Genomic DNA, 16,002 nt, shown 5'->3' on the forward strand with positions numbered 1-16,002 from the left:
AGTAAATACCTTTATATCCTCCAGCTATCACCTGATATGAATTATAAATCCATTCTTGCCCAACTGTCGGAAAGGGAGATCATTACATCCGAACTTGCCGCGCAAATAGAAACCTACGAACGCGAAAAGCCTTTTTCAATTCATTGGGAATTAAGGTCGTTATTGTACATCGGCATTCTTCTTTTCTCTGCTGGTATTGGCGTGCTGGTGTATCAGAATATAGATACCATTGGACATCAGGCGATTATCGGATTCATAACCTTACTTACTCTGGTCTGTTTCGCATTCGTATATAGAAATCGTCAACCGTTTAGCTGGCTGGAGGTGGATGATTCGTCTTCCCTGGCTTCTTATATATTATTATTAGGCTGCATGGCATTTTTGACTTTGGAGGGATACCTGCAATTTCAATATGCGGTTTTCGGTGAGAAATATGGCCTGGCCGTTTTCATTCCTACCATTATCTTTTTCTTTTGTGCCTATTTTTTTGACCACCGCGGGGTACTTTCGATGGCCATCACCGGCCTGGCATCCTGGGCTGGGTTGACGATCGCTCCAATTTCAATACTGCAGAAGAATGACTTTTCAGACGCGCGAATTGTACATACGGCCATAATTTTAGGTATTGTATTGGTTGTAGTTGGCATTGCTACATCTGAAAGAGATTGGAAGAAGCACTTTGGATTTACATATATTTTTTTAGGGGGAAATCTGGCAGTGGTAGCTGCGATGATCGGACTTTTTTCATTCGATATCAAAATACTTTACTTTTTTATCGCAGCCGGCCTGTCGGTTTATTTCATCTATTTCGCCCGCAAAACCCATACTTTACTCTTCCTGTTGATGGGGGTGATATATGGTTATATCATAGTGACGTATGCCTTGTTTCAAATTATGCCCGACTTCTTTGCCAGAGGTATGGGATTTTTCTATTTCATCGCCTCCAGCGCGGGAGTGATCGTCTTTCTTCTAAATGTGAAAAAAATATTGGGAGTAAATAAAAATGATGAAGGCATATAATATAGAATGGGTCAGGAATTTGCGAATAAAGCAAACCGCTCAATCGTGGCTAGAGAAGAAAATGATATCCGACGCTCAATTTGCCGCAGTCCAAACCGAATTTCCGGAACACTTCTACCGGCCGGGTATTTTTGTGAAAATTGGGTTGTTCATTTTCGGGCTCATTGCTTGCGTGTTTTTCTCCGCGTTTTTGAGTTTGTTTCTGGTAGGAAATAATGGAGATGGAGCTATATCTATCATGAGTTTTATTTCAGCGATCTGTTTCGTCGCGGCACTCGAATTTCTGATAAAGGATCGAAAGTTATATCATTCAGGAGTTGATAATGCGTTGCTCTATGCTGCGTTGGTAGCCATACTTGTTCCATTTTTTTTGCTAATACAAAATCCTCCCGTCTGGCTTAGTTGCTGTGTGGCTTTGCTTGTTCTGATTCCAGCAATAATTCGATACGCAGATCTGGCGACAGTGGCTGCCGCTTTTGCCGCCGGTTTGATACTCTTCTCTAATATAATGATGCAGTTCAAATTCGGCGCGGCATTACTACCATTTGGAATCATGATTCTGTCGTGTACCTTTTTCTTTATCAATAGAAAACGTGAGTTTGATTATTATGCCGATTGCCAGACATTACTCGAATTGCTTTGTTTGATCGCATTTTATGCTGGAGGCAACTATTATGTGGTACGGGAGGGTAATGCATTGATCAATGAGCTTGATACTACATCCGCCCCTCAGATCCCTTTTGCATTACTATTTTACATCCTGACTTTTTTCATTCCCTTTCTATATATAGTATCAGGCCTTCGGACTAAAAACAGAATGAAGTTAATCACCGGGATGTTTGCCGTAGCTTTTTCCGGATTTACATATAAGTACTATTTCGGTCTTCTTTCGCTGGAAATGGCATCTTTGTTGGTGGGAGGGGCATTGATACTTTTTGCTGTTTGGGCAATACGCTTCTTCACGAATACGAAATGGGGGATATCAGATCAAAAAGACGGAAAACGGAAACTTGCCAATCTGGAGGCGTTTTTGGTCGCTCAGCAATTAGGACAGACGCCAACGGAAAAGGGTTTTGAGTTTGGAGGTGGTGAGTTCGGTGGCGGCGGAGCTCAAAATGAATATTGAAGTCTGGTTTTGTCGTTTTGGTTAAAATGTTTGAGCCCTTGGAATAGGGCTTTTTATTTGAAGTTATAGCAGTATAAAATTCAATGATGATGACTTTGCTAATCTTAGCACGGCGGCGTTTTGTGCGCGTTGTGAGTCAACTTTTAAAAATTTGTTGCCTCATTTTGAGGGTGACAATAGTGAATTCACGTCTTGTAGGAGTATTAGTATATATCAAATAGCATCAGAATCAATGACTAAAAGGCTTGTTACAATTTTTGCATGTTTATCAGTATTGCTGGTCACTCCCGGGTTTGCGCAGAAGGGAGCTGGCGGATGGGTGTCCCTTTTTAATGGAAAAGACTTGACGGGTTGGAAGCAGCTAAATGGAAACGCAAAATATGAAGTTGTAAATGGCGCCATCGTGGGCACTTCTGCCATGGATACACCAAATTCTTTTCTAACGACCGAGAAGGATTACGGCGATTTTATATTCGAATGTGACCTTATGGTTGACAATAAATTGAACTCCGGTATCCAATTTCGTAGTCTGTCCAAATCTGATTTTATGAATGGACGGGTACACGGTTATCAAATGGAGATCGACCCCTCTGATCGCAAATGGTCGGGTGGTATATACGACGAAGCCCGTCGTGGCTGGCTATATCCCGGCGACTTGAACCCTGGAGCGCAGGGCGCATTTAAGAAAAATGAATGGAATCATTACCGGATTGAGGCCATAGGCAGTGATATCAAAACTTTTGTGAACGGAGTGCCGGTCGCTCATATCATTGATGATCTGACATTGAGTGGCTTCATATGCCTGCAGGTTCACGGAATAGGGAAAGACAAGTCCAAAGACGGTACTCAGGTAAAATGGAAAAATATCAAAATTAAAACCACCGGTCTTAAAACTTCACTGGCTACTGATATCCGGATAGTTAATTTCGTTCCTAATAATCTTGCGCCGGATGAAAAAAACAATGGATGGTCGTTGCTATTTGATGGGGCAAGTATGGATCAATGGACTGGCTACAATTCAAACAGTATTCCTGCCGGGAGATGGAAGGTTGATAACGGGACCATTGCAGTTCAAAAAGCAGTGGATGACAAGGGAAGCGTAGATTTAGTAACGAAGTCGAAATACGGTCCTGCGTTTGAATTTCAGTTTGATTTTAAATTGACCGAAGGAGCAAACAGCGGCGTTAAATATTTTGTGCCAGAAGCACATGACGCAAATACGCATTCCGGCGTTAGTCTGGAGTATCAGGTGCTGGACGATGAGCTTCATCCCGATGCAAAAATGGGAGCTGTTGGAAACAGAAAGCTCGCTTCATTGTATGATTTGATTCCTTCCGACAAGCCGGCCAATTCGGTTCAGAAAATAGGAGAGTGGAATAAAGGGCGCATCGTGGCATATCCCGACGGAACAGTTCAGCATTTCCTGAACGGACAAAAAGTGGTAGAATTTAAAAGAGGATCGGCCATTTATAAAGCGCTGGTAGCGAGGTCGAAATATGAGAAGTACGAAAACTTTGGGATGGCCAAAGAGGGATATCTCCTCCTTCAGGACCATCATGACAATGTAATGTTCAGAAGTTTGAAGATCAAAAGTCTAAACTAACCAAGTATCTGTAAACTATAATTTCTAATCAATTCATTAAAAATGGCTAACAGAAGAGAATTTATAAAAAATGCGGCGTTGGCAGCCGCTGGCATGGCAGTGGGCTCAAATGCCTTCAGTGCGGCCAGTTACCGTAAAATTATTGGAGCAAACGACAGGGTAAGAGTAGGAATTATAGGGTTTTCTGACCGTTTCAGAAGTTCACTGGCGCCGAGTTTTGCAGAACATTCCAAGGATCTTAATTTTGAATTCATGGGGGTTTCCGATCTTTGGAATCGTCGCAGAGATGAAGCAGAGAAATTCTTCAAAGGCAAAGAATATGCATCCAAAGACTTTGTAAAAGCAAGAAATAACGAGGAGCTTTTCGCAAGAAAAGACGTAGATGCGGTGATTATCAGTACCGCCGATTTTCAGCATGCTTTAATATGTGCAGAAGCTGTGAAGTCGGGTAGGGATGTATATGTTGAAAAACCGTTCGCGGAATCACTTGAAGATGCGAAAATTGCGGTAAAAGCCGTGGATGCTTCGAAACAGATTGTTCAGGTTGGATCGCAACGTCGCAGTGCACCCAATTATTGGGCTGCATATGAGTATATCAAATCTGGTAAATTTGGAGATATCACCACCGTTGAAATGACCTGGAATGTAAATCAGCCCGGTCGTTGGAGACGGAAAGAATTGGTTGATCAAATACGTCAGGAAGATACTGATTGGGATCGCTTCCTGATGAATCGTCCAAAAGTGGCCTGGAACCCACGTTTTTATCTTGAGTTCCGTCTTTTCTATCCTTATTCTTCGGGTATCCCCGGCCAATGGATGGCTCACCAGATCGACACAGTACACTGGTTCTCAGGACTGGATGCTCCAAGAAACGTAGTGGCGAATGGTGGTATATATACATGGAAAGATGGTCGTACCAACGTCGATACATTTAGCGCAACATTTGATTATGGTCCGTTTGATGACAAATCGAAAGGATTCCAGGTGATCTATTCGTCACGTTTTAATAATGAAGCGGGTGGTGTGAAAGAATATTATTTCTCTAATGGAGGGATGATTAACCTGGATACCAACAAAGTGACACCAACCGGTGGCTTGCAGGAAAGAGACGCGAAAGGTATGGGGCTAAAAGCAAATCTGCTTCCAGAGCTATCGTTGGAAGCAGGTGCGAAAATCGCGACAGATGCCAACACAGGTTCAGATCCGATGACTTCACTACATATGCTGAACTGGATGGAATGTATCCGCAGCAGAAAGGAAACCAATGCGCCGGCAAGAGTAGGTTTTAATCACTCAGTGGCTAATATAATGGCTACCAAGGCGTTACATACCGGTAAACGTGTGAGCTGGGATCCTGTGAAAAAGGATATCGTTCTAAGTTAGAAGGGTTGAAAAGGCAATCGCCTTTGAGCAGTCGGCTGTCGATGGATCGGTTAAAACCTCGATTTTATCAACGACTCAATTACTCCGACTTTGATTAATTGAAACAAAGTCGGAGTAACGCAAACGAATGCCAACCGCCCAAAGCTTTTCAATTAGGTCTGAGTACAGGCAATCGAAAGCTTACTGCCAAAAGCCAATTAAACAATTAACCAACGCAATTATTGTGAATCTTACGTACAAAAGTTTGGTTTTCTCGGCCATTTCGATGGTCGCTTTTTGTGGCCTTGCCGAGGCTCAGAAAGTTGAATTGATCAATAAAGAGAAGGAGCATATGGTGGAAGTGGTTATCGACGGGAAGCCTTTCACAAATTATTATTATCCGGGAACGGATGTGTTAAAAAAGGCAGTTTTATATCCTGTCAGAACCCCAAAAGGAACGCTTATTACCCGTGGTTGGCCATTGGATCCGCGTGCAGGCGAACGGGTGGACCATCCGCACCATGTGGGTATATGGCTTAACTATGAGGACGTTAACGGCAATGACTACTGGAATAATTCCAATGCAGTTGACCATGCCAAACGCGCTTACGGAACGATTATTCATACGGGAATTACTTCAATGAAATCCGGAAAGGACAAGGGAGTGCTTGTCGTGACGGCAGATTGGAAAGATAAGGACGGCAAAGTCACGTTACAGGAAACAACGACTTATACTTTCGCTGGAAAAGGCAATATCCGTACAATTGACAGAGCCACAACTTTGAAGGCGGCAAACGGAAACGTAGCGATGCCTGATATTAAAGACGGGATGTTTGCGATTCGCGTCGCACGTGAGCTGGAGCTACCTTCTGACAAGCCAGAAATTTTTACCGATGCCAGTGGAATCGCCACTAAAGTGCCTAAGATGAATAACGAGGGAATTACGGGTAACTACCGCAATAGCAATGGTATTACCGGCGAGGATGTGTGGGCTAAAAGGGCTATATGGTGTAACCTGACAGGGAAAATTAATGACGAAAATATCAGCATTGCGATCATAGATCATCCTAAAAATGTGGGCTATCCTGCTTATTGGCACGCGAGAGGATATGGGTTGTTTGCTGTGAATCCATTAGGGCAGAAGGCATTTAGTGATGGGAAAGATATCCTCGATTTCAAACTTAAACATGCCGAATCCACTACTTTCAGATATCGTGTCGTCATTGCTTCCGAGCATTTAAGTGATGAAGCGTTGAATAAAGAGGCAGCTGATTTCGCGAAAGTAAAATAAAAATGGATTTCGGAAAATCAACAGCATGGTTATTCCAATATATACCCTTTTGACTTTCTCCAACCACGCAGTGGTGACATTATTATAGAAAAGTATAGCTCAGGCATAAGCGCAACCCGGAAAGGCTGACATATGGAAAACAGCTTGTCAGATGCGTATGTTCGAATAAGATGATAACTTAGTCCCGGTTAAATCCAAGCGGCCTTTCCAGCTTTGGGAAGGTCGCTTGATTTTTACATATGGCTTATTTGGATGTCATTGTTCCGGGTGAATGCCAGCTAAAGACATGATAGGTGGCTGGGGTTGTTCCCACATTCCGAATGGCATGCATTTGATTGGATGCCTGAAATATCACAGACCCCGGTCCGACTTGTTTCGTTTGTCCGTTAACCAACGCTTCCACCGTACCTTCTTTGATGATCAGAATTTCTTCTTCCGGATGTTTGTGCGGAGGGTGCGATGCTTCTCCTGGATTAAGAGTCGTAATATGACATTCGAGCTCATCAAGCGTCGCCGTTTTTGAGCGAAAGACCGTTCGAACAGCTCCGGTTTTTGTTTCCTTGATTGGAATATCTTTCCAGTCGAATACTGCTGATTGTAAATTATCTACCTGATTTGCCGCTTGAAGGACAGTCAAAGTGGTTAAGACTGAAACCACTGCAACTGCAATATCCCTTTTTTTGACTAATAGCATGACATGCAAAAGTTAAATTTCATATATCAAAGGACAGTATTCAAAAGGTTTACCGCTTCTTTTAGAAGGAAGATGTTTTAACTGCCTGACCTTTGCCTACAAAAATGACAACATATATAGCAATACTGAGAGGAGTGAATGTTAGCGGAAAGACGATGATAAAAATTGCAGAGCTGACAAAATCCTTGGAAGCCGCTGGTTATCAGTCTGTCAAGACCTATATTCAGAGCGGTAATGTGGTTTTTAAGTCTGACGGCACGAACGTAAAAAGTATTGCGCAAGCTATTTCCGAAATCATCCTAAGGGATTTTGAAGCTACCGTTCCGACGCTTGTAATCACTGCCGGCTACCTTAAATCTGTGATTGCAAACAATCCTTTCTCAGCTTATCAGGATATAGATTTCGCCAAATTGCATGTTACGTTTCTCGCAGATATTCCTTCAGAAGACAGAGTTAACGCTATTGATTCTCAAAAATACATCCCCGACGAATTTGAAATATCTGGAAACGCTATCTATCTCCACTGCCCAAACGGCTATGGGAACACGAAGCTGAGTAACAACTTTTTTGAGTCAAAGTTAAAGCTGGTGGCGACCACCAGAAACTGGGCAACTGTAAACAAGCTTGCAAATATGGCAGACGAATTAGAAAATGGCGATTAGAAATAGGTTGACTTCATGTAGTTTTAGCAATTGAATCGCTGGAACAACTATTTTATGAGCAACCCATCAAGAAGGAAATTTTTCAAAAAGGCAGGACTCGCTTCTCTTGCCGTTACGACATTACCCATCGCAGAGCCGGAAAGGACCAAGGAGCTCTTCATTCATCATGTGTTTTTCTATCTGAAAAACCCCAACAATGCGCAGGATGAAGCCAAGTTGCTGGAAGGTCTTCACAAGTTGTCCAAGGTTCCATCCATTCAATATGCCCATATCGGCAAGCCTGCGAATACAAGCCGCGAGGTGATTGTGAAGGATTACGCGATATCGTGGATGTGTTTTTTTAAGAATATCATTGAAGAGGAGATCTATCAAACCGACCCGATTCATCTTGAATTTATAAAAGACTACTCCCATCTATGGGAAAAGGTGGTCATATACGATTCGGTTGGCCCTAAAAAGGTAAATTAGAATTCGATTGCCGCCAAGGTATGCGACACATATATAACTTGGCGTCCCCTGACAATTCCTGACCACTACCGGACTAAATATCAGGTAGATAAAAAAGCCGCCTTGAAATTACGTTCTGTTAATCAGACATAATATCAAGACGGCTTATTCCTAGTCTTCAATCAGGACGCCCATTTTGCCCATACGATAGTCGCGGTAAGCTTCCATTACTTCTATTTCTTTATTCAAAACAAAGGGACCGCGGGCGAAAATCTCTTCGCCGATTGGTTCACCGCTCATGAACAAAGCTTTCATATCTGCCGTAACTTCTACGTCAATCGTTTCGCCTGAAGTTGAGAAAACGATCTGATGGAACCGGGTGATATCCTTCCCGTTTATTTTAACCGCTCCATCAAGGATATATAAAAATGAATGGTGTCCTTCCGGGATGCTAATCTCAAATTTACCACCTTCTTTGCCCCGAATCATCGCGGAATTGATGGGACTCAAAGTTGGAATCGGACCTTTAATCCCGAATAATTCTCCGCTTACGACGCCCGCTTCAACCAGCCCGTCGCCCGATATATATTTTGGTGTTTCTTCATTTGTCAGTGGATAATAACTTGGCTGATCTTTCTTGTTTTTCGCCGGCATATTGACCCACATTTGGATAATCTCCTGATTACCAGCTATCGCAGGCCTTTCGCTATGAATAATTCCCATCCCTGCATTCATCCACTGAACGCCGCCTTTCAAGACAGTTCCCTTGTTGCCACGGCTGTCCTGATGATGCACACCACCTTCAAAAACGAATGTTACAGGTGCAAACCCACGGTGTGGATGCGGGCCTACGCCTTCCCGGTTTTGATGAAAATCCTCGGGGATCTCATTAATACCATGGTGTAGCAGCACAAACGGATCCAAATATTCGAGCTGACTAGAAGGTAAAGATTGGCGTACAGTCATATCGCCCATTGCATGCTCGGGCGCAAAAACTATTTTCTCTATTAGTTTGGTTTCCATGATCTGATTTCTTTTTCCGATTTTTAGAATCTTGCACAAAGATAACACATTGCACTATATTTTAGTTAGTAATATAATAAAGTATAGTACTATCGTTTGGTATAGTGGGAGGAGATTTAGGATGTTTTTGGATAGAAAGAGGAGTTGGTTTGCTTTTGGGAAGAAGGGGGAAACGGAGGAAGGGATAAGAGGGGAGTTCCTGGGTCTGGGTGTCAAGTCAGTCGGATATTGGCACTGTTTCAAATTTTAAAATTGCTCTATTATGAGAATTGGAAAGGTTTTGATTTTGTGGTCGTTGGTTTTTGTGGGTTTCGATTTATTTGCACAGGGGGTTTCTGATCAGATTCGGTTGAATCAGGTTGGGTTTTATCCTGGGCAGGGGAAGCTGGCGGTTGTGATGGCAGAGGGGAGCACAGTTTTTGTGGTGCGTGATATAACTTCAGGCAAAACTGTTTTCTCTGGGAAATTGGGCGACGTAAAATCCAGTCCATATTCAGGCAAAAAGGGCCGGATCGCCGATTTTAGTACTTTTACTAAAAGTGGCAAATATGAGATTTTCGTCGAAGGTGTTGGGAAGTCAGCACCTTTTGAAATCGGTAAAAATGTTCACTGGGCAGTTGCCGCCGGAGCTTTAAAAGGGTTTTACTTTCAACGCGCTTCAACAGCCCTACCAGAAAAGTATGCAGGGAAATGGGCAAGAAAGTCGGGCCACCCGGACGATCAGGTCCTGATGCATACTTCAGCAGTTTCTGATTCAAGAAAAGAGAATTTTGTTATTAGTTCTTCCAAAGGCTGGTACGATGCGGGCGATTATAATAAGTACATCGTCAATTCCGGAATCACAATGGGCACACTCATGTCTTTATATGAGGATTTTCCGGATATGTGCAAGAGCTTGAAAACCAATATTCCTGAAAGCAATAACACTTTACCGGATATTTTAGATGAAGTACTCTGGAATCTGAGATGGATGGCGACGATGCAGGATCCAGCTGACGGTGGGGTATATCACAAATTGACCAATGCCAAATTTGACGGCATGATTATGCCTGATGAATGCAAGCAACCAAGATATGTGGTTCAAAAAGGAACAGCCGCGACGCTGGATTTTGCGGCTGTTATGGCTCAGGCAAGTAGGGTATTTGGGAAATATGAGAAGCAGCTTCCCGGCTTGGCAGACAGTTGTAGAAATGCAGCGGAGACGGCTTGGTCGTGGGCGGTTAAAAATCCGGATATTAAATATAATCAGGATAAACTAAATATGTCTTTCGATCCGGATATTGTAACAGGCGCTTATGGAGACGGTCAGTTGTCGGATGAATGGTTTTGGGCAGCGGCAGAATTGTACCAGACCACGGGCGAGGAAGCATATCAGCAAACATTGAGGAAGGGCGAAATCATGATTCAAGTTCCTACATGGAGTCAGGTAAAAACATTGGGATATTATACGATTTTAAGATTTCAACACAAAAGTTCATTGGGACAATTAATTGCTCCAAAACTGACCGCATATGCTGATCAGCTTCTGAAAGGTTCTGAAAGTCAACTGTATAAGACAGTGATGGGTGGAAATATCAGAGACTATTCCTGGGGAAGCAGTTCAGTAGCCGCCAACCAGGGAATATTGTTGATCAATGTTTATAAATTCACTGGTCAAAAGAAATACCTTGATGCGGCATTGGGGAATCTTGACTATTTACTCGGCAGAAATGCGACGGGATATTGTTTTTTAACGGGTTTTGGTTCAAAAAGAGTGATGCATCCACACCATCGTCCATCCGTGGCGGATAAGATTATAGATCCAGTTCCGGGACTTTTATCGGGAGGGCCAAACCCAGGGCAGCAGGATAAATGCAAAAGTTATACAAGCACGTTTGCAGACGAATGCTTTACAGATGACGACTGCTCATATGCGTCCAACGAAATTGCCATCAACTGGAATGCACCGATGGTTTACCTGGCAGCCGCCATAGAGGCGGTTGTTGGTAAGTAGCGTATTGCAGGACTTATTTCGAGGTTGAGGACTTCACCGGTACGTTGGCTGGTGTTTCGTTGTAACCTTTCTGACTATTCATATTCCCCTTTTCAGACTTTTTAATAGCGTCCTTTTTGATAACTGAAGAAGGTTTTACAGAATCGTCTTTATATTTTTCCTCGTTAGCCTTGGTTGGAGTAGACGGGCTTCCTCCTTCTACATTTTCTGATGTTGCGTTCTTTTTCATGATAATAAGATTTAAATGAAAATCTGTTGCAATATTTATGCCTGATCAATTTGAATTCCAGAATTTCTTTCTGAAATTCACTCCTAAATTTAACCAATGCAGACATCGCTCATGGCGTTTTCTGAATTTCAACACTGGCTCACACGTTTAAAAATAGCAGTACCCTTCGTTATCAGTTACAAAAGGTTCAGCGTGAAAGTTTTATTAATAGTTTAAAAACACCAGCATTAGGATGAGCTTTGATGACGAAAATTTCGATTGGCAGGATGCAGACGATGATTTGCAACACGGGCAGATTAGGATAGAGCAGCTTCCTGTTATGCGCAAAGGGAAAGAGATTTTTAGAATCGTGCGTTCCATAGTTGATACAATTCCTGAGGATGCGGATTTGCAATACCTTCGAGAGGCCATGCTAACCGATGCGGCTACTATTCCTGCTAAAATCGCTGGTGCTGAGGGAGGAAATATGTATACCTTGCGCATGGAAAATGCCGTTTTGATAAAATTATCCGCGCGCGCGCTGATTGTTCACACCTATACCTGCGAGTTATTTTCAATTTCTGACAAGCGTTATATGGACTTACTTCGCAACACCATAGACGAATTCAGAATCGTTTTTGCGGAATGGATTGCAACCTTTGACAAAGACAATGATATGGAAGATGGCTGGGGAGCGATGTTCCGTTAGCCACTTCAAATCAAAGCCTACTCATTAACAATATCGTATACAAATCATCGCGATTCTCAAATCTCCGTTGCCATTGCCGGGTCGCTAATTCCTGGTTTGCCAGTTTCCATCCTTCCGGCAAAACGGAAAAGAAATTCGGGATGTGTTTCCAGCCGGACTGAGAAATCATACCAGTTGCCGCTTTTGTTAAGTAACCATTCTTTGTTTACAGATTTTCCTGGTGCAACATTCAACTCCCAAGGACCTTCAAATTCATAGGCGTTTGATGTCAAAATTGATTTCAAAGTAGCTTTGGTTTTATTGGTGGTTTGAAGTCTGAGTTTTCCGGAGGCCGGTATATACGACAAGAGGAACTCAGGTTGGGGTTTTGACACAACGCCCGAAAAACTTCGGAAGAAACCGTTTGGCCCATATACTTCCAATTGATATTCGCCTTTGTCCGATTTAGTATCCCATATATCTTCCAGATTCTTCCCAGCTTCGACGGTGTATCTTCTTGGAATTCTATCCAAATGTTTGAGATCGTAAACATGAAAGACGACACCAGCTTTTCCTGGATTATCGAACGTTAGCTTAATGCTGCTGTTGTTCGACATAACTGATTGCCGAACATGCAATTGATAAGGCAGCGCACGCGATTTCCGCATCCCCTTCTCCTGGTAAAGTGGGGTAGGAGAAGCAGGAGCAGATGCTTTGGGTAGTTTTTTGGAGGCTTCTTCAATGGCCTCATAATTGGAAGTCACTGGTAGTGAAGGTAGAACCGGATCATTAGGTGTAACAAAATCGAACGCAGAACTCAGGTCGCTGCTTACTGCACGATGCCAGGGACTGATTGCCGGCACTGTTACCCCAAATCTTTTTTCCAAAAACTGCCCGACGGAGGTATGATCAGCCACTTGAGAGTCAACCCAGCCACCTTTGCTCCACGGTGAAATGATGTACATAGGCACCCGCGGCCCCATTCCCCATGGACGGATATTTCCGGAAATAGTATCCCGCTTGTCCTGATATACCCGCATACGAACCGAGCCATCTTTGTTTTTTTGAGATGCGTGAAAAGGATTCGGGAACGGCTCAGTGCCTTTGATATTGTTGAAATACATTCCTTTCAAATCGATTGTCGACTTACCAGCCAGCGTTCCGTCAAGGTTGTACGAAGGCACGGCCGGGGCTGGGATATGGTCAAATAATCCGTCGTTTTCATCAAATGTCAGGAAGAATACCGTTTTGCTCCACACTTCAGGATTGGAAGTAATTGCGCTTAAAACCTGATGTGTAAAATCTCCGCCTCGGTTGGGGCTCGAAGGCCCGCTTGGGTGTTCAGAATCGCGCTGGCTTGGCAATATCCAGCTTACCTGAGGCAGCTTTTTGGTTTTGACATCGTTTTTCAAATCTTCCAGCGTCCAGTGACGCATTCCGTTTTCATATATGGGCGAGCCCGGCTTAGCCTTTCGGAAGCTTTCAAATGCCAGGCAACCGTGCATGGCGCCTTCCCAGTTATCGTTCGGATCCTGATATATTCGCCAGCTTACTCCGGCTTTTTCGAGCACGTCAGGAATCGTATCCCATTTAAAGTCAGAGCCCTGATATTGATATCCAGGCTCAGGCATTAGGCCCGGTTTTCCGGTTTTGGGATCAAATTCCGGCCAGCACCGCAAATTGGAAGGTTCCGAATCTGCATCCGTGCAGTTGATCCCCTGTTTCCTTTTTTCCGGGTCGAAATTCGAGCCCGACCAAAATACAATTCGATTAGGATCTGTTCCAGTCGCGATGGAGCAGTGATATGCATCCGAAATCGTGAAGGATTCTGCTAATGCATATTGAAACGGTATTTCGTCACGCGTATAGTAGGCCATGGAATAAGGCGTCTTGAACAATGGCCAGTAGCCATATTTTCCCTGATTCCACGCTGCCTGCGTGTCTGGGAAATCGTGAGGTGTGCCGTTGACGAGGGCTGCATTCATTGTCTTTTTATCAGCACGGTAGGGCGGAACTTCCTTCTTTCCATCTGATTGGAAAAATGCCCTTTTGCCACTTTCCAATGGTATCGGGAAGCGGTCGCCAAACCCACGAACCCCTTTGAGCGTACCGAAATAATGATCAAACGACCGATTTTCCTGCATCAAAATCACAATATGCTCGACATCCTGAATAGATTTTGTGGCATTGTGGGCTTCGACAGCCAAGGCTTTTTGAATCAAAGGAGGAAGCATATTCAGGAATGTGCCTGTTGCTGCGGCTCCTGCTGAAAGTTTGATGAATTTCCGGCGGTTTAATTTGCTCATTGTTTTTTGATATATCTGGCTGAGTAAATAAGTCAATTTGCCGCGATTTTACTTATTGAACAATATTAGCAGTTTATTAAAAATGCCATTTCAGTGAGTAGCAATAATTTGATCCAAAAGGCGATCATTTGGACAATTTCTTCTCGAAATTGTAGGTTATTTATTTGTAAGTTTAAGTGTGTTTAAATTCTAAACTTTTTACAATTATGTCTAAAAAGATTTTATTGCTAGCCGGAGACTATGTTGAAGATTATGAAGCCATGGTTCCTTTTCAGGCGATGCTTTCAGTAGGGTTGGAGGTCGATACACTTGCTCCAGATCGTAAAAAGGGAGATACGGTGCCAACGGCGGTTCACGATTTCGTGGGCGATCAGACCTACAAAGAGACTCCCGGTCACCGGTTTATGATTACTGCGGATTTCGAGACTGTCAATCCCGCTGATTATGACGGCTTATACATAGCAGGAGGCCGCGCACCTGAGTATACCCGTCTGAATAAGAAGGTTTTGGAAATCACACAATACTTTTTTGAGGCTAATAAACCGGTTGCTGCCATATGTCACGGCATCCAGATATTGACAGCGGCCAGAGTATTGGAAGGTCGGACACTGACGGCGTATGTAGCTATCGGCCCTGATATCGAACTGGCTGGCGGAACCTGGAAGAATATTCCGGCTGATAAGGCCATAGTCGACGGTAATTTGGTCACTTCTCCAGCCTGGCCTGGCCATCCGGCGATATTAAAGGAATTTTATAAATTATTGGGAATGGTGATTTCGGGGGTTTAGTAATAAGGGATGAAAAGGGAGGAGGGGTGAAAAGAAGGAAGGGGTTTGGGGTTAAAGAGGGGGAGGGTTAAGGATGAAAAGTTGGGAAAGATTAACGTTGTGTTAACTTGCGAGACCGTGCGAAATTCTGCTTGGGATGATGCCTTAACTTGATTATGGATTTGTTTGTGATGATATTACTCTTACCTTTGCACCCACAATCACAAATAGAGAGGTGTCCGAGTGGTTGAAGGAGCTACCCTGGAAAGGTAGTATGTGGGTAACTGCATCGAGAGTTCGAATCTCTTCCTCTCTGCGAGAATAAATTGTAAATCAGTGAGTTGTGAAAACTTCACACTTTTTTAAACCGCAATAAAGCATCAGGCGCAAGTCTGGTGCTTTTTTAATTTTAGATTTCGCAACCCTGATTTTACACTTGCTAAAATCTGTTTCACGGCCACATACACGGCCAAGGTTAGCAGTCTGCCCGGTATGCGTCAATGTAATATCATCTTCGTAGTCGTCTGCTGAAAGGAAACCATTATAGTAAACCGCGCCTTTCCCTTTGACTCCCTGGGTAATTAGTGACAAACCGGCCTTTTGCTCAAAGGTATCTTTGAAAGCAAGCATTCCCCCGGTAAAGGACGCCGAAACCGTTTAGAATGGTAATCTGGCTTGTAAGGCGTTGCTGCAAATTTTTTATGGCTGTAAAGCTCATAGAATTGATCGAAGAGTGAAAAGTAAAGTTGTAAACCAAAGGTTACTTTTGGGGCCAATTGACACCAGCACGGGAATCGGTGATCTTGTTTCAA

15 protein-coding genes and 1 tRNA gene are annotated in these 16,002 nt (G+C 43.4%); 11 read left to right on the plus strand and 5 right to left on the minus strand.

Features of this window, described 5'->3' with window-relative positions:
* Positions 1–36 precede the first annotated feature (36 nt).
* The 5 genes from AC1XUD_RS13720 (at position 37) to AC1XUD_RS13740 (ending at position 6,402) form a co-directional block, all read left to right on the plus strand.
* Positions 37–1,020 (plus strand): DUF2157 domain-containing protein, encoded by a 984-nt coding sequence (locus AC1XUD_RS13720; RefSeq protein ID WP_483361586.1) that lies wholly within the window; start codon positions 37–39, stop codon positions 1,018–1,020.
* Complete coding sequence (locus AC1XUD_RS13725; protein WP_483361587.1) at positions 1,004–2,146, plus strand: hypothetical protein; 1,143 nt, start codon at positions 1,004–1,006, stop codon at positions 2,144–2,146. The genes AC1XUD_RS13720 and AC1XUD_RS13725 overlap by 17 nt, the downstream gene beginning before the upstream one ends.
* A gap of 232 nt (positions 2,147–2,378) precedes the next feature.
* Complete coding sequence (locus tag AC1XUD_RS13730; RefSeq protein ID WP_483361588.1) at positions 2,379–3,749, plus strand: 3-keto-disaccharide hydrolase; 1,371 nt, start codon at positions 2,379–2,381, stop codon at positions 3,747–3,749.
* 42 nt (positions 3,750–3,791) lie between these two features.
* A complete protein-coding gene (locus tag AC1XUD_RS13735; RefSeq protein WP_483361589.1) occupies positions 3,792–5,132 on the plus strand; it encodes a Gfo/Idh/MocA family protein in 1,341 nt (446 codons plus the stop codon).
* Between the two features lie 265 nt (positions 5,133–5,397).
* On the plus strand, positions 5,398–6,402 hold the full coding sequence (locus tag AC1XUD_RS13740; RefSeq protein WP_483361782.1) for a DUF6807 domain-containing protein: 1,005 nt from the start codon (positions 5,398–5,400) through the stop codon (positions 6,400–6,402).
* A gap of 244 nt (positions 6,403–6,646) precedes the next feature.
* Here AC1XUD_RS13740 and AC1XUD_RS13745 read toward each other — a convergent pair whose 3' ends face one another.
* Positions 6,647–7,096, minus strand: a complete 450-nt coding sequence (locus AC1XUD_RS13745) for a cupin domain-containing protein (protein ID WP_483361590.1) — start codon at positions 7,094–7,096, stop codon at positions 6,647–6,649.
* Between the two features lie 104 nt (positions 7,097–7,200).
* Here AC1XUD_RS13745 and AC1XUD_RS13750 point away from each other — a divergent pair, with 104 nt between their 5' ends.
* Both AC1XUD_RS13750 and AC1XUD_RS13755 read left to right on the plus strand, forming a co-directional pair.
* A complete protein-coding gene (locus AC1XUD_RS13750) occupies positions 7,201–7,758 on the plus strand; it encodes a DUF1697 domain-containing protein (protein WP_483361591.1) in 558 nt (185 codons plus the stop codon).
* A 54-nt stretch (positions 7,759–7,812) separates the two neighbouring features.
* On the plus strand, positions 7,813–8,226 hold the full coding sequence (locus AC1XUD_RS13755) for a Dabb family protein (RefSeq protein ID WP_483361592.1): 414 nt from the start codon (positions 7,813–7,815) through the stop codon (positions 8,224–8,226).
* Positions 8,227–8,376: 150 nt separating this feature from the next.
* Here AC1XUD_RS13755 and AC1XUD_RS13760 read toward each other — a convergent pair whose 3' ends face one another.
* A complete protein-coding gene (locus AC1XUD_RS13760) occupies positions 8,377–9,228 on the minus strand; it encodes a pirin family protein (RefSeq protein WP_483361593.1) in 852 nt (283 codons plus the stop codon).
* A 262-nt stretch (positions 9,229–9,490) separates the two neighbouring features.
* On the opposite strand from AC1XUD_RS13760, the gene AC1XUD_RS13765 reads away from it, so the two are divergent.
* Positions 9,491–11,221 (plus strand): glycoside hydrolase family 9 protein, encoded by a 1,731-nt coding sequence (locus tag AC1XUD_RS13765; RefSeq protein ID WP_483361594.1) that lies wholly within the window; start codon positions 9,491–9,493, stop codon positions 11,219–11,221.
* Positions 11,222–11,234: 13 nt separating this feature from the next.
* Here AC1XUD_RS13765 and AC1XUD_RS13770 read toward each other — a convergent pair whose 3' ends face one another.
* Positions 11,235–11,450, minus strand: a complete 216-nt coding sequence (locus AC1XUD_RS13770) for a hypothetical protein (protein WP_483361595.1) — start codon at positions 11,448–11,450, stop codon at positions 11,235–11,237.
* A 232-nt stretch (positions 11,451–11,682) separates the two neighbouring features.
* On the opposite strand from AC1XUD_RS13770, the gene AC1XUD_RS13775 reads away from it, so the two are divergent.
* Entirely contained in the window at positions 11,683–12,138 is a 456-nt protein-coding gene (locus tag AC1XUD_RS13775) for a hypothetical protein (protein ID WP_483361596.1), read from the plus strand.
* A gap of 56 nt (positions 12,139–12,194) precedes the next feature.
* Here AC1XUD_RS13775 and AC1XUD_RS13780 read toward each other — a convergent pair whose 3' ends face one another.
* Entirely contained in the window at positions 12,195–14,423 is a 2,229-nt protein-coding gene (locus AC1XUD_RS13780) for a phosphocholine-specific phospholipase C (RefSeq protein WP_483361597.1), read from the minus strand.
* 206 nt (positions 14,424–14,629) lie between these two features.
* On the opposite strand from AC1XUD_RS13780, the gene AC1XUD_RS13785 reads away from it, so the two are divergent.
* Together AC1XUD_RS13785 and AC1XUD_RS13790 are read left to right on the plus strand one after the other, a co-directional pair.
* Positions 14,630–15,211: a DJ-1/PfpI family protein gene (locus AC1XUD_RS13785; RefSeq protein ID WP_483361598.1), complete on the plus strand. Its 582-nt coding sequence runs from the start codon at positions 14,630–14,632 to the stop codon at positions 15,209–15,211.
* Positions 15,212–15,419: 208 nt separating this feature from the next.
* Positions 15,420–15,506, plus strand: a tRNA-Ser gene (locus tag AC1XUD_RS13790).
* Between the two features lie 17 nt (positions 15,507–15,523).
* Here the strand turns inward: AC1XUD_RS13790 and AC1XUD_RS13795 are convergent.
* Positions 15,524–15,820 (minus strand): hypothetical protein, encoded by a 297-nt coding sequence (locus AC1XUD_RS13795; RefSeq protein ID WP_483361599.1) that lies wholly within the window; start codon positions 15,818–15,820, stop codon positions 15,524–15,526.
* Between the last annotated feature and the right edge of the window lie 182 nt (positions 15,821–16,002).

It is taken from the genome of Dyadobacter sp. HNCC25DJ184, assembly GCF_056895215.1.

Bases quoted from the DNA above. Each gene is read 5' to 3' on its own strand.
- AC1XUD_RS13720 (WP_483361586.1), top strand. From the start codon at position 37: ATGAATTATAAATCCATTCTTGCCCAACTGTCGGAAAGGGAGATCATT.
- AC1XUD_RS13725 (WP_483361587.1), top strand. From the start codon at position 1,004: ATGATGAAGGCATATAATATAGAATGGGTCAGGAATTTGCGAATAAAG.
- AC1XUD_RS13730 (WP_483361588.1), top strand. From the start codon at position 2,379: ATGACTAAAAGGCTTGTTACAATTTTTGCATGTTTATCAGTATTGCTG.
- AC1XUD_RS13735 (WP_483361589.1), top strand. From the start codon at position 3,792: ATGGCTAACAGAAGAGAATTTATAAAAAATGCGGCGTTGGCAGCCGCT.
- AC1XUD_RS13740 (WP_483361782.1), top strand. From the start codon at position 5,398: ATGGTCGCTTTTTGTGGCCTTGCCGAGGCTCAGAAAGTTGAATTGATC.
- AC1XUD_RS13745 (WP_483361590.1), bottom strand. From the start codon at position 7,096: ATGCTATTAGTCAAAAAAAGGGATATTGCAGTTGCAGTGGTTTCAGTC.
- AC1XUD_RS13750 (WP_483361591.1), top strand. From the start codon at position 7,201: ATGACAACATATATAGCAATACTGAGAGGAGTGAATGTTAGCGGAAAG.
- AC1XUD_RS13755 (WP_483361592.1), top strand. From the start codon at position 7,813: ATGAGCAACCCATCAAGAAGGAAATTTTTCAAAAAGGCAGGACTCGCT.
- AC1XUD_RS13760 (WP_483361593.1), bottom strand. From the start codon at position 9,228: ATGGAAACCAAACTAATAGAGAAAATAGTTTTTGCGCCCGAGCATGCA.
- AC1XUD_RS13765 (WP_483361594.1), top strand. From the start codon at position 9,491: ATGAGAATTGGAAAGGTTTTGATTTTGTGGTCGTTGGTTTTTGTGGGT.
- AC1XUD_RS13770 (WP_483361595.1), bottom strand. From the start codon at position 11,450: ATGAAAAAGAACGCAACATCAGAAAATGTAGAAGGAGGAAGCCCGTCT.
- AC1XUD_RS13775 (WP_483361596.1), top strand. From the start codon at position 11,683: ATGAGCTTTGATGACGAAAATTTCGATTGGCAGGATGCAGACGATGAT.
- AC1XUD_RS13780 (WP_483361597.1), bottom strand. From the start codon at position 14,423: ATGAGCAAATTAAACCGCCGGAAATTCATCAAACTTTCAGCAGGAGCC.
- AC1XUD_RS13785 (WP_483361598.1), top strand. From the start codon at position 14,630: ATGTCTAAAAAGATTTTATTGCTAGCCGGAGACTATGTTGAAGATTAT.
- AC1XUD_RS13795 (WP_483361599.1), bottom strand. From the start codon at position 15,820: ATGCTTGCTTTCAAAGATACCTTTGAGCAAAAGGCCGGTTTGTCACTA.